We start from the raw sequence: 12,967 nt of genomic DNA, 5'->3' as shown, positions 1-12,967 counted from the left end.
CTGCTTTGCAGCCCTTCGCGACACAAGGCCGCTCCTACAGGTACCGCGCAAACCGTGTAGGAGCGGGCTTGCCCGCGAAGGGGCGCAAAGCGGCCCCAACTCACTAAAGCCGAGCGCCAGTGGTGCGTTAGAAGCTATCGCCAGGCACGCGAACCCAGCCCTCCATCAGCACGCGAGCACTGCGGCTCATGATTGCCTTGGTCACTGTCCATTCACCATTCACCTGGCGCGCCTCGGCCCCCACCCGCAGGGTGCCCGAGGGGTGGCCGAAACGCACGGCGCTGCGCTCGCCCCCGCCTGCGGCGAGGTTGACCAGCGTGCCCGGAATGGCCGCCGCGGTACCGATGGCCACCGCGGCCGTCCCCATCATTGCATGGTGCAGCTTGCCCATCGACAAGGCCCGTACCAGCAGGTCGATATCACCTGACTGCACCGCTTTGCCACTGGACGCAGTGTAGGTGCTCGGCGGCGCGACGAAAGCCACTTTCGGCGTGTGCTGACGCCCGGCAGCCTGGTCGACGTTGTCGATCAGGCCCATTCGCACGGCACCATGGGCGCGAATCGTCTCGAAGCGCAGCAGCGCCTGCGGGTCGCCGTTGATGGCGTCCTGCAGTTCGGTGCCGGTGTAGCCGATATCCGCCGCATTGACGAAGATGGTCGGGATGCCGGCATTGATCAGGGTCGCCTTGAACGTACCGACACCCGGCACCTCGAGGTCATCGACCAGGTTGCCGGTGGGGAACATCGCCCCGCCGTCGCCATCTTCGTCGGCCGCCGGGTCGAGGAACTCCAGCTGCACCTCGGCAGCCGGGAAGGTCACCCCGTCCAGCTCGAAGTCGCCGGTTTCCTGAACTTCACCTTCGGTGATCGGCACATGGGCGATGATGGTCTTGCCGATGTTGGCCTGCCAGATGCGCACGGTGGCGATGCCATTGCGCGGAATGCGTGCCGGGTCGACCAGGCCGCTGCTGATGGCGAACGAACCGACCGCGGCGGAGAGGTTGCCGCAGTTACCGCTCCAGTCGACGAAGGCCTTGTCGATGCTGACCTGGCCGAACAGATAGTCGACGTCGTGCTCAGGCTTGATGCTCTGCGACAGAATCACGGTCTTGCTGGTGCTCGAAGTGGCACCGCCCATGCCGTCGATCTGCTTGCCGTAAGGGTCGGGGCTGCCGATCACCCGCAGCAGCAGTGCGTCGCGGGCCGGGCCGGGGATCTGCGCCTGCTCGGGCAGGTCTTGCAGGCGGAAGAACACGCCTTTGCTGGTGCCGCCACGGATGTAGGTGGCGGGGATTTTTACTTGCGGTACATGAGCCATGTTCAATTCCTGTCTTGCGCACCCCTGTGGGTGCGGGTTCACCCGCGAAAGCGTCCGATCAGAAAACAATGTTGTATCTGCTGACGCATTCGCGGGTAAACCCGCTCCCACAGAGGACCGCGCTGCTCTTGATTAGGCGGTCGCTTCGAGGAAGTCCTGGGCGAAGCGTTGCAGCACCCCGCCGGCCTCGTAGATCGACACTTCCTCGGCGGTGTCCAGGCGGCAGGTCACCGGCACCTCCAGGCGCTCGCCGTTGGCGCGGGTAACCACCAGGGTCAGCGTCGCCCGCGGCGTACGCGCGCCCAGCACGTCATAGGTCTCGCTGCCATCCAGGCCGAGGGTCTTGCGGTCGGTGCCCGGCTTGAACTCCAGCGGCAGCACGCCCATGCCCACCAGGTTGGTACGGTGAATACGCTCGAAGCCTTCGGCGACGATCGCCTCGACACCGGCCAGGCGCACACCCTTGGCCGCCCAGTCACGGGACGAACCCTGGCCGTAGTCGGCACCGGCGACGATGATCAGTGGCTGCTTGCGCTCCATGTAGGTCTCGATCGCCTCCCACATGCGGGTGACCTTGCCTTCCGGCTCGATACGCGCCAGCGAGCCCTGCTTCACGCTGCCGTCTTCCTTGCGCACCATTTCGTTGAACAGCTTGGGGTTGGCAAAGGTAGCGCGCTGGGCGGTCAGGTGGTCGCCACGGTGGGTAGCGTAAGAGTTGAAGTCCTCCTCCGGCAGGCCCATCTTCGCCAGGTACTCGCCGGCTGCGCTGTCGAGCATGATGGCGTTGGACGGCGACAGGTGGTCGGTGGTGATGTTGTCCGGCAGCACTGCCAGCGGGCGCATGCCGCGCAGGGTCCGTTCACCGGCCAAGGCACCTTCCCAGTACGGCGGGCGGCGGATGTAGGTGCTCATCGGGCGCCAGTCGTACAGCGGCGCCACCTTCGGCCCACGGTCTTCCTCGATGGCGAACATCGGGATGTACACCTTGCGGAACTGCTCCGGCTTGACCGCGGCACGTACCACGGCGTCGATTTCTTCGTCGCTGGGCCAGATATCCTTGAGGCGGATTTCCTTGCCATCGACCACGCCCAGCACATCCTTCTCGATGTCGAAGCGGATGGTACCGGCGATGGCGTAGGCCACCACCAGTGGCGGCGAAGCGAGGAACGCCTGCTTGGCATACGGGTGGATGCGCCCGTCGAAGTTGCGGTTGCCCGACAGCACGGCGGTGGCGTACAGGTCACGGTCGATGATTTCTTGCTGGATCACCGGGTCCAGGGCGCCGGACATGCCGTTGCAGGTGGTGCAGGCGAAGGCGACGATACCAAAGCCGAGCTGTTCCAGCTCCTTCTCCAGCCCGGCTTCTTCCAGGTACAGCTGCACGGCCTTGGAACCAGGCGCCAGCGACGACTTGACCCACGGCTTGCGGGCCAGCCCCAGTTTGTTGGCATTGCGCGCCAGCAGGCCTGCGGCAATCACGTTGCGCGGGTTGCTGGTGTTGGTGCAGCTGGTGATGGCAGCAATGATCACCGCGCCATCTGGCATCTGCCCTGGCACTTCTTCCCAGCTGCCGGCGATGCCTTTGGCCGCCAGGTCGCTGGTGGCGACGCGGGCATGCGGGTTGGACGGGCCAGCCATGTTGCGCACCACGCTCGACAGGTCGAAGCTCAGGGTGCGCTCGTAGACTGCGCCGCCCAGGCTGTCGGCCCACAGGCCGGTGGCCTTGGCATAGGTTTCCACCAGTTTGACCTGTTGCTCTTCGCGGCCGGTCAGGCGCAGGTAGTCGATGGTCTGCTGGTCGATGGCGAACATCGCCGCAGTGGCGCCATACTCCGGGGCCATGTTGGAGATGGTGGCGCGGTCGCCCAGGGTCAGGGCACGTGCACCCTCGCCGTGGAACTCCAGGTAGGCGCCGACGACTTTCTGCTTGCGCAGGAATTCGGTCAGGGCCAGCACCAGGTCGGTGGCGGTGATGTTCGGCGCCAGCTTGCCGGTCAGCTCGACGCCGACGATTTCCGGCAGGCGCATCCACGAGGCACGGCCGAGCATCACGTTCTCGGCTTCCAGGCCACCCACGCCAATGGCGATCACGCCCAGGGCGTCGACATGCGGGGTGTGGCTGTCGGTGCCGACGCAGGTGTCCGGGTAGGCCACGCCACGGTCGTTGTGGATCACAGGCGACATCTTCTCCAGGTTGATCTGGTGCATGATGCCGTTGCCCGGCTGGATCACGTCGACGTTCTTGAACGCCTTCTTGGTCCAGTTGATGAAATGGAAGCGGTCTTCGTTGCGGCGGTCTTCGATGGCGCGGTTCTTTTCGAAGGCCTGCGGGTCGAAACCACCGCACTCGACGGCCAGCGAGTGGTCGACGATCAGCTGCACCGGCACCACAGGGTTGACCTGGGCCGGGTCGCCGCCTTTGTCGGCAATGGCGTCACGCAGGCCGGCGAGGTCGACCAGTGCAGTCTGGCCGAGAATGTCGTGGCACACCACGCGGGCCGGGAACCACGGGAAGTCGAGGTCGCGCTTGCGCTCGATCAGCTGGCCCAGCGAGGCGTCGAGGGTAGCCGGGTCGCAGCGGCGCACCAGGTTCTCGGCGAGTACGCGAGAGGTGTAAGGCAGGCCATCGTAGGCGCCGGGCTTGATGGCCTCGACCGCCGCGCGGGCATCGAAGTAGTCCAGGTCGGTGCCTGGCAGGTGCTTGCGGAATGCAGTGTTCATATCGTTATCAGGCTCGGTCACGGTATTCGGGGGCAGGTGCGGCTCAGGCCTTGGGGGCGCTACGCGCCCCTTTCGCGACACAAGGCCGCTCCCACAGGTACTGCGCCGTCCCTGTGGGAGCGGCCTTGTGTCGCGAAAGGGCTGCGCAGCAGCCCCAGCGATCTATGACTCAGCGCTGCTCGATCGGCACGAACTGGCGCTGCTCGACGCCGACATACTCGGCGCTCGGGCGGATGATGCGGTTGTTGGCACGCTGTTCGAAGACGTGCGCCGCCCAGCCGGTCAGGCGCGAGCAGACGAAGATCGGGGTGAACAGCTTGGTCGGGATGCCCATGAAGTGGTACGCCGAGGCATGGTAGAAGTCGGCGTTGGGGAACAGGCGCTTCTGCTCCCACATGGTCTTGTCGATGGCTTCGGAAACCGGGTACAGCACCTTGTCACCCACTTCGTCGGCGAGCTGTTTCGACCAGCCCTTGATCACCTCGTTGCGCGGGTCGGACTCTTTGTAGATGGCATGGCCAAAGCCCATGATCTTGTCCTTGCGCTCGAGCATGCGCAGCAGCTCGGCAGTGGCTTCCTGCGGGCTCTGGAAGCGCTCGATCAGCTCCATCGCCGCCTCGTTGGCACCGCCATGCAGCGGGCCGCGCAGCGAACCAATGGCAGCGGTTACGCAGGAGTACAGGTCGGAGAGGGTCGAGGCACAGACGCGGGCGGTGAAGGTCGAGGCGTTGAACTCGTGCTCGGCGTAGAGGATCAGCGACACGTTCATGACCTTGACGTGCAGCTCGCTCGGCTTCTTGCCGTGCAGCAGGTGCAGGAAGTGACCACCGAGGGTGTCTTCGTCGCTGGTGCAGTCGATACGCACGCCGTCGTGGGTGAAGCGGTACCAGTAGCACATCACCGCCGGGAACAGCGCCAGCAGGCGGTCGGTCTTGTCACGCTGGGCCTCGAAGGTCAGTTCGGGCTCCAGGGTACCCAGCACCGAGCAACCTGTGCGCATCACGTCCATCGGGTGGGCGTCACGCGGGATGCGCTCGAGCACTTCCTTCAGGGCTTGCGGCAGGTCGCGCAGCCCCTTGAGCTTGCGCTTGTAGTCGGCCAGTTCGGCTTTGCTCGGCAGCTCGCCATACAGCAGCAGGTAGGCGACTTCCTCGAATTCGGCACCGGCAGCCAGGTCACGCACATCGTAACCGCGGTAGGTCAGCCCGGCACCGGCCTGGCCCACGGTCGACAGCGCGGTCTGGCCGGCCACCTGGCCGCGCAGGCCTGCGCCACTGAGTACTTTTGCTTCGGCCATGGTGTTTCTCCTTTCTTGAACTTGTTATGGAAATCTAGCTGGCTAGTCAGTTTTGCGTGTGCCGGCCTCTTCGCGGGCAAGCCCGCTCCTACAGGGACGGTGTGGCACTCTATGCCTGTGGGGTCCCTGTGGGAGCGGGTTCACCCGCGAAGAGGCCAGCCGCTCCAACGCAAATCTTTGACCTTCAGCCCTTCTTCTGGGCAAACAGCGCATCGAGGCTCTGCTCGAAGGCGTGGTAACCAATGGCATCGTAGAGCTCCATGCGGGTCTGCATGGTGTCGATCACGTTCTTCTGCGTGCCGTCGCGGCGCAGCGCGGTGTACACGTTCTCGGCTGCCTTGTTCATGGCGCGGAACGCCGACAGCGGGTACAGCACCAGCGACACGTCGACCGAGGCCAGCTCCTCGGTGGTGTACAGCGGCGTGGCGCCGAACTCGGTGATGTTGGCCAGGATCGGTGCCTTCACCCGGTCGGCGAAGGTCTTGTACATCTGCAGCTCGGTGATGGCTTCCGGGAAGATCATGTCGGCACCGGCCTCGACGCAGGCGGCGGCGCGGTCCAGGGCGGCGTTCAGGCCCTCGACGGCCAGGGCGTCGGTACGCGCCATGATCACGAAGCTGTCATCGGTACGGGCATCGACTGCGGCCTTGATGCGGTCGACCATTTCCTGCTGGCTGACGATTTCCTTGTTCGGGCGGTGGCCGCAGCGCTTGGCGCCAACCTGGTCCTCGATATGGATGGCGGCAGCGCCGAACTTGCTCATCGAGCGCACGGTGCGGGCGACGTTGAAGGCAGAGGCACCGAAACCGGTGTCGACATCCACCAGCAGCGGCAGGTCGCACACGTCGGTGATGCGGCGCACATCGGTGAGTACATCGTCCAGGCCGCTGATGCCCAGGTCCGGCAGGCCCAGCGAACCGGCAGCGACGCCGCCACCGGACAGGTAGATGGCCTTGAAGCCGGCGCGCTTGGCCAGCAGGGCATGGTTGGCATTGATGGCGCCAACCACCTGCAGCGGATGTTCAGCGGCAACGGCGTCGCGGAAACGCTGACCGGGGGTGCTCTTCACAGTCATTTCTCACCTCGTGGGCTGTTGTTGTGGGCGTCCAGATAGTGACGCTCGATATTGCGCTTGGATGCGCCGATGTGGCGGCGCATCAGGAGTTCGGCCAGCTCGCCGTCACGGTCGGCGATGGCATCGAGAATGCGGTGGTGTTCGGCAAAGGCCTGGCGCGGACGGTTGGGCGTGGCGGAGAACTGGATGCGGTACATGCGCACCAGCTGGTAAAGCTCGCCGCAGAGCATCTTGACCAGGGTCTGGTTACCGCTGCCCTGGATGATCCGGTAATGAAAGTCGTAGTCGCCTTCCTGCTGGTAATAGCCCAGGCCGGCCTGGAACGCGGCATCGCGCTCGTGGGTGTCGAGCACCCGGCGCAGTTCGTCGATGTCGGCCTGGCTCATGCGTTCGGCGGCCAGGCGGCAAGCCATGCCTTCCAGCGATTCGCGAATTTCGTACAGCTCGATCAGTTCGGCATGATTGAGCGACACCACCCGCGCCCCCACATGCGGCACGCGCACCAGCAGGCGCTGGCCTTCGAGGCGGTGGATGGCCTCGCGCAGCGGCCCGCGGCTGATGCCATAGGTACGCGCCAGCTCCGGCTCGGAAATCTTGCTGCCGGGGGCGATATCGCCCTTGACGATGGCCGCCTGGATGCGCCGGAAGACGTTTTCGGACAAGGTTTCCGTTTCGTCTGTCAGTACCGGGCTGGGGGTGGATAGGTCCTGCATATTGTCGACACCTTGAAAATCTCTTTGCCAGAAATTAGCGAATTAGACCGAAGCAGTCAAAGACAAAATCAATATTGTCGACAATCGTCTAAGAACGAACTAATGCCAGCCCGGTGCTGTCAGATCGCGCACCGCTGGCGTCAAGGCGCCGGCGTGATAGAATGCCGCGCCTCCGACGGAGTATGGATAGCCTGTCTGTCATCCATTCATGCTGTTGACAGATTAACGAGGAAGCTTGCGCAGTCGCTGCCAGTCGCCTTGCCCTGAACACGGCTCTGAACATGGCTTTGAAAACAGCCCCGAACCTTGCACTGCACCGCGCCAGGAATATGAGACTTACACCCGCATCATTGCTGCTCTGCCTCACCCTGCTGCCGGCCCTTGGCCAGGCCGCAGGCAAGACCGTGTACGGTCTCAACGAATATGCACGCCTGGGCGACCTGGACCTGGAAGTGGCCGCCAAGCTCGACACCGGCGCCAAGACCGCGTCGCTCAGCGCCCGTGACATCAAGCGTTTCAAGCGCAACGGCGAAAGCTGGGTGCGTTTCTACCTGGCCATCGACGCCGCCCATTCGCACCCCATCGAACGCCCGCTGGCACGCGTAAGCAAGATCAAGCGCCGGGCCGGCGACTATGATGCCGAATCGGGCAAGGCCTACACCGCACGCCCGGTCATCGAACTTGAAATCTGCATGGGCCAGGCCATGCGCACCATCGAAGTCAACCTCACCGACCGCAGCGCCTTCCAGTTCCCGCTGCTGATCGGCTCCGAGGCGCTCAAGCACTTCGACGCGCTGGTCGACCCAAGCCTTAAATACGCGGCCGGCAAACCTGCCTGTGCCACCGACGCTCCCAAAGCAGAGTAATCCCGATGCGCTCTCTTACCCTCCATCTGAAAGTCCTGATCACCGTGCTGGTGCTGTTGGGCGTGGCGGTCACGGCTTATCAGATCTTCGTACTCGGCATCCCGGTAACCGAGGATGAAACCGACGACCTGTGGAATATCGACGCCAAGGTCGAGTTCGTGGCCAGCACCAAGGACCCGGTCAAGGTGCAGATGTTCGTGCCACCGCTGAACCGCGACTACGTCAGCCTCAACGAGAGCTTCATCTCCAACAACTATGGGGTGAGCGTCAACCGTGCCGACGGCAACCGCAAGGTTACCTGGTCGGCCCGCCGCGCCAGCGGCAACCAGACCCTCTACTACCGCCTGGTGCTGACCAAGCGCTACAGCAACGAGAAGACCACGGTCAAAGGCCCGACCTTCCGTGACAGCCTGGCAGTGGAAGGCCCCGAGAAGATCGCCGCCGAGGCCCTGATGGCGCCGATCCGCCAGCACTCGGCTGACGTCGAGACCTTCGTCAGCGAGACCATCAAGCGGGTCAACAACCTCAACGACGACAACGTCAAGCTGCTGCTGGCCGGCGACACCTCGGCCATGAAGAAGGCCCAGGTCATCGACCTGCTGCTGTCGATCGCCCACGTACCGATGGAGAAGGTGCACACCATCCGCCTGGTGGCCGACACCCCGCAAACCCCGGAACTGTGGCTGCGCAGCTTCAACGGTACCGACTGGCTGTACTTCAACCCCGACACCGGCGAGCAGGGCCTGCCCAGCGATCGCCTGCTGTGGTGGACCGGTGACGACAACCTGATCACCGTCGATGGCGGCAAGAAGGCCAACGTTACCTTCAGCATGAACAACAGCGAGATGAACGCCATCCGCCTGGCCAAGCTGACCGACGAGAATACCGACGCCGATTTCCTCGAATATTCGCTGTACGGCCTGCCGCTGCAGACCCAGCAAACCTTCATGATCATGGTGATGATCCCGATCGGCGTGCTGGTGATCCTGGTGCTGCGCAACCTGGTCGGCCTGCAGACCCTGGGCACCTTCACCCCGGTACTGATCGCCTTGGCCTTCCGCGAAACCCAGCTGGGCTTCGGTATCGTGCTGTTCACGGTAATCACCGCCCTGGGCCTGTCGCTGCGCTCGTACCTGGAACACCTGAAGCTGCAGATGCTGCCACGCCTGTCGGTGGTACTGACCTTCGTCGTGGTGCTGATTGCCGCCATCAGCCTGTTCAGCCACAAGCTGGGCCTGGAGCGCGGGCTGTCGGTAGCGCTGTTCCCGATGGTGATCCTGACCATGACCATCGAGCGCCTGTCCATCACCTGGGAAGAGCGTGGCGGCGGTCATGCCATGAAAGTGGCCATCGGCACCCTGTTCGCCGCTTCCCTGGCGCACCTGTTGATGATGGTGCCGGAGCTGGTGTACTTCGTGTTCACCTTCCCGGCCGTGCTGTTGATCCTGGTGGGCTTCATGCTGGCAATGGGTCGCTACCGCGGCTACCGCCTGACCGAGCTCGTGCGCTTCAAGGCATTCCTGAAGAAGGCTGACGCCTGATGTTTGGCCTGATCAAGACGTGGAAAGCCCTGGAGGCCCGGGGCATCATGGGTATCAACCGGCGCAACGCGGACTACGTGCTGAAGTACAACAAGCGCCACCTGTACCCGATCGTCGACGACAAGATCATCACCAAGGAGCGCGCCCTGGCGGCCGGCATCCATGTGCCGGAAATGTACGGCATCATCGAGACCGAGAAAGAGATCGAGAAGCTCCACCAGATCATCGGCGGGCGCAACGATTTCGTCATCAAGCCGGCGCAGGGCGCTGGCGGTGACGGCATCCTGGTGATCGCCGACCGCTTCGAGGACCGTTACCGCACGGTATCGGGCAAGATCATCAGCCACGAGGAGATCGAACACCAGATCTCGAGCATCCTCACCGGCCTGTACTCGCTGGGCGGCCACCGCGACCGCGCACTGATCGAGTACCGGGTCACCCCCGACCAGATCTTCAAGAGCATCAGCTACGAAGGCGTGCCGGACATCCGCATCATCGTGCTGATGGGCTACCCGGTGATGGCCATGCTGCGCCTGCCGACCCGCCAGTCCGGCGGCAAGGCCAACCTGCACCAGGGCGCCATCGGCGTGGGTGTCGACCTGGCCACCGGCGTGACCTTGCGCGGCACCTGGCTGAACAACATCATCAGCAAGCACCCGGACACCACCAACGCGGTGGATGGCGTGCAACTGCCGAACTGGGATGGCTTCATGAAGCTGGCCGCCGGCTGCTACGAGCTGTGTGGCCTGGGCTACATCGGTGTCGACATGGTGCTGGACCAGGACAAGGGGCCGCTGATTCTCGAGCTCAACGCCCGCCCCGGCCTGAACATCCAGATCGCCAACGACTGCGGCCTGACCCAGCGCACCCACGCCATCGAGGCGCACCTGGAAGCGCTGGCCAAGGATGGCATCAGCGAAGATGCCGAACAGCGCGTGCGGGTATCGCAAGGCTTGTTCGGGCACGTGCATCCGCGCTGAAATCGCCGGGGCTGCTGCGCAGCCCATCGCGACACAAGGCCGCTCCTACAGGGTCACGCGATCTCCTGTAGGAGCGGCCTTGTGTCGCGATAGGGCCCCAAGGGCGAAACCCAGTGCTTGAATGTCGCCACAAAGCTAGGCGCATTTCCTGCACAGGTCTACAATCGCCCTCCTCGCTTTTACATCGCCGTCCACACTGATGCCGACCTGTACGCTCCACCCCCTGCCCTACCAGCCCGACCCTGCCGCCTATTTCGCCCGCCTGCGCCAGGCCCCCGGTGCCATCCTGCTGGATAGCGCCCGACCCGGCGCCGAACGCGGGCGCTTCGACCTGCTCAGCGCCTGGCCGCTGCAACACCTGCAAGCGCAGCCCGACGAAGATGGCCGCACCTTCCTCCAGCGCCTGCGCGCCGGCCTGGCACGACTGGGCCATGCGCAGTTGCCCGCAGGCAGCGAGCTGCCGTTTGCCGGCGGCCTGATCGGCTACCTGAGCTATGACTTCGGCCGCCGCCTGGAACACCTGCCCAGCCTGGCCGTGGACGACCTTGGCCTGCCGGACGCGCAACTGGGCCTGTATGCCTGGGCGCTGGTGACCGACCACCAGTGCGCGACCAGCCAACTGGTGTTCCACCCGAGCCTGCCGAGCAGCGAACGGGAACGCCTGATCGCCCTGTTCGAAGGTGTCGACAACGCGCAAAATGGCAGCTTCCAGCTACTCGCGCCGATGACCGGCGACCTGCAGCCCGAGCAGTACAAGGCCGCCTTTGACCAGGTGCAGCGCTACATCCAGGCCGGCGACTGCTACCAGATCAACCTTACCCAGCGCTTCCGCGCGCCCTGCCAGGGCGACCCGTGGCACGCTTATCAGGCCCTGCGCAAAGCGTGCCCCACCCCCTTCTCCGGCTACCAGCAACTGGCCGACGGCAGCGCCCTGCTGAGCTTCTCGCCCGAACGCTTCATCCGCGTCAGCCAGCGCCAGGTGGAAACCCGGCCGATCAAGGGCACCCGCCCGCGCGCCAGCAACCCGACAGAAGACATGCGCAATGCCGAGGAGCTGCTGCACAGCCCCAAGGATCGCTCGGAAAATTTGATGATCGTCGACCTGCTGCGCAACGATCTGGGGCGTACCTGCGAGATCGGCTCGGTGAAGGTGCCGGAGCTGTTCAGCCTGGAGAGCTACCCCAACGTGCACCACTTGGTCAGCAGCATCACCGGCCAGTTGGCCAGCGACAAGGACGCCCTGGACCTGATCGGCGATAGCTTCCCCGGCGGTTCGATCACCGGCGCCCCGAAGATCCGCGCCATGCAGATCATCGATGAACTGGAGCCGGCACGCCGGGCGCTGTACTGCGGCTCACTGCTCTATGTGGATGTGCGCGGCGAGATGGACAGCTCGATTGCCATTCGCAGCCTGCTGGTCAAGGGTGGGCAGGTCAGTTGCTGGGGCGGCGGCGCGGTGGTGGCCGACTCCGAGTGGCAGGCCGAATATGAAGAGTCGATTGCCAAGGTGAGGGTGTTGATGGAGACCCTGCAAGGCTTGTGATCGGCGGCGCCCGCTCCCACAACTGGCAGATGTGCGCTGTACCTGTGGGAGCAGGCGCCACCGACTCCAAGCCCGCCTAACCCGGCATTTTTTGTTACCATCACCTCACTACGAGCGCACAGCGCCACAGCCAAGATGGAAACCGCCTGATGAGCCAACCCTTCGACGTCGCCGCCCTGGCCGCGACCTATGCCAACAAGTCCCCGCAGGACATTCTCAAGCTTGCCTTCGAGCACTTCGGTGATGACCTGTGGATCTCCTTCAGCGGCGCCGAGGACGTGGTGCTGGTGGACATGGCCTGGAAGCTGAACAAGCAGGTCAAGGTGTTCAGCCTCGATACCGGCCGCCTGCACCCGGAGACTTACCGGTTCATCGACCAGGTCCGCGAGCAGTACGACCTGCCAATCGAAATCCTCAGCCCCGACCGCGCCAAGCTCGACCCGTTCGTCAAGGAAAAGGGCCTGTTCAGCTTCTACAAGGACGGCCACGGCGAGTGCTGCGGCATCCGCAAGATCGAGCCGCTGCGCCGCAAGCTGGCCACGGTTAGCGCCTGGGCCACCGGCCAGCGCCGCGACCAGAGCCCGGGTACCCGCAGCCAGGTGGCTGCAGTGGAAATCGACAGCGCGTTCTCCACGCCCGAACGCACCCTGTACAAGTTCAACCCACTGGCGCAGATGACCAGCGAGGAGGTGTGGGGTTATATCCGCATGCTGGAGCTGCCGTACAACAGCCTGCACGAGCGCGGCTTCATCAGCATCGGCTGCGAGCCCTGCACCCGCCCGGTGCTGCCAAACCAGCATGAGCGCGAAGGGCGCTGGTGGTGGGAAGAGTCGACACAGAAGGAATGCGGGCTGCACGCGGGCAACCTGATAAGCAAGGCATAAACAGCTGGGCCGTTGTGGGAGCGGGTTCA

At 64.3% G+C, this 12,967-nt stretch carries 10 protein-coding genes; 5 read left to right on the top strand and 5 right to left on the bottom strand.

Going from position 1 to position 12,967, the window contains the following annotated elements; genetic code table 11:
* Nucleotides 1-127: 127 nt before the first annotated feature.
* The 5 genes from prpF to M1D87_RS09510 form a co-directional block, all read right to left on the bottom strand.
* The gene (prpF, locus tag M1D87_RS09530) at nucleotides 128-1,318 is read right to left on the bottom strand and encodes a 2-methylaconitate cis-trans isomerase PrpF (RefSeq protein ID WP_039614060.1); all 1,191 of its coding nucleotides are present in this window, start codon (nucleotides 1,316-1,318) and stop codon (nucleotides 128-130) included.
* A 132-nt stretch (nucleotides 1,319-1,450) separates the two neighbouring features.
* Nucleotides 1,451-4,039: a Fe/S-dependent 2-methylisocitrate dehydratase AcnD gene (gene acnD / locus M1D87_RS09525; protein WP_015269715.1), complete on the bottom strand. Its 2,589-nt coding sequence runs from the start codon at nucleotides 4,037-4,039 to the stop codon at nucleotides 1,451-1,453.
* A 169-nt stretch (nucleotides 4,040-4,208) separates the two neighbouring features.
* Nucleotides 4,209-5,336, bottom strand: a complete 1,128-nt coding sequence (prpC, locus tag M1D87_RS09520) for a bifunctional 2-methylcitrate synthase/citrate synthase (protein ID WP_013971911.1) — start codon at nucleotides 5,334-5,336, stop codon at nucleotides 4,209-4,211.
* Between the two features lie 184 nt (nucleotides 5,337-5,520).
* Nucleotides 5,521-6,411, bottom strand: a complete 891-nt coding sequence (prpB, locus tag M1D87_RS09515; RefSeq protein WP_003259689.1) for a methylisocitrate lyase — start codon at nucleotides 6,409-6,411, stop codon at nucleotides 5,521-5,523.
* Entirely contained in the window at nucleotides 6,408-7,124 is a 717-nt protein-coding gene (locus M1D87_RS09510) for a GntR family transcriptional regulator (protein WP_013971909.1), read from the bottom strand. Before M1D87_RS09510 ends, prpB begins: the two co-directional genes overlap by 4 nt.
* Before the next feature lie 329 nt (nucleotides 7,125-7,453).
* Here M1D87_RS09510 and rloA point away from each other — a divergent pair, with 329 nt between their 5' ends.
* The 5 genes from rloA (at nucleotide 7,454) to M1D87_RS09485 (ending at nucleotide 12,938) form a co-directional block, all read left to right on the top strand.
* Nucleotides 7,454-7,990 carry a retropepsin-like aspartic peptidase RloA gene (gene rloA, locus M1D87_RS09505; RefSeq protein WP_023662146.1) on the top strand — a complete coding sequence of 179 codons (537 nt, stop codon included), beginning with the start codon at nucleotides 7,454-7,456 and terminating at the stop codon, nucleotides 7,988-7,990.
* Between the two features lie 5 nt (nucleotides 7,991-7,995).
* A complete protein-coding gene (gene rloB / locus M1D87_RS09500) occupies nucleotides 7,996-9,531 on the top strand; it encodes an osmotic stress tolerance membrane protein RloB (protein ID WP_013971908.1) in 1,536 nt (511 codons plus the stop codon).
* Nucleotides 9,531-10,511: an alpha-L-glutamate ligase-like protein gene (locus M1D87_RS09495; RefSeq protein WP_039614057.1), complete on the top strand. Its 981-nt coding sequence runs from the start codon at nucleotides 9,531-9,533 to the stop codon at nucleotides 10,509-10,511. The genes rloB and M1D87_RS09495 overlap by 1 nt, the downstream gene beginning before the upstream one ends.
* 199 nt (nucleotides 10,512-10,710) lie before the next feature.
* Nucleotides 10,711-12,054 carry an aminodeoxychorismate synthase component I gene (gene pabB, locus M1D87_RS09490; RefSeq protein ID WP_123085844.1) on the top strand — a complete coding sequence of 448 codons (1,344 nt, stop codon included), beginning with the start codon at nucleotides 10,711-10,713 and terminating at the stop codon, nucleotides 12,052-12,054.
* Nucleotides 12,055-12,203: 149 nt separating this feature from the next.
* Entirely contained in the window at nucleotides 12,204-12,938 is a 735-nt protein-coding gene (locus M1D87_RS09485; protein WP_003259694.1) for a phosphoadenylyl-sulfate reductase, read from the top strand.
* Nucleotides 12,939-12,967: the final 29 nt, after the last annotated feature.

Source organism: Pseudomonas sp. SA233 (genome assembly GCF_054792385.1).
This window is presented reverse-complemented; position numbering and strand designations above follow the sequence as displayed.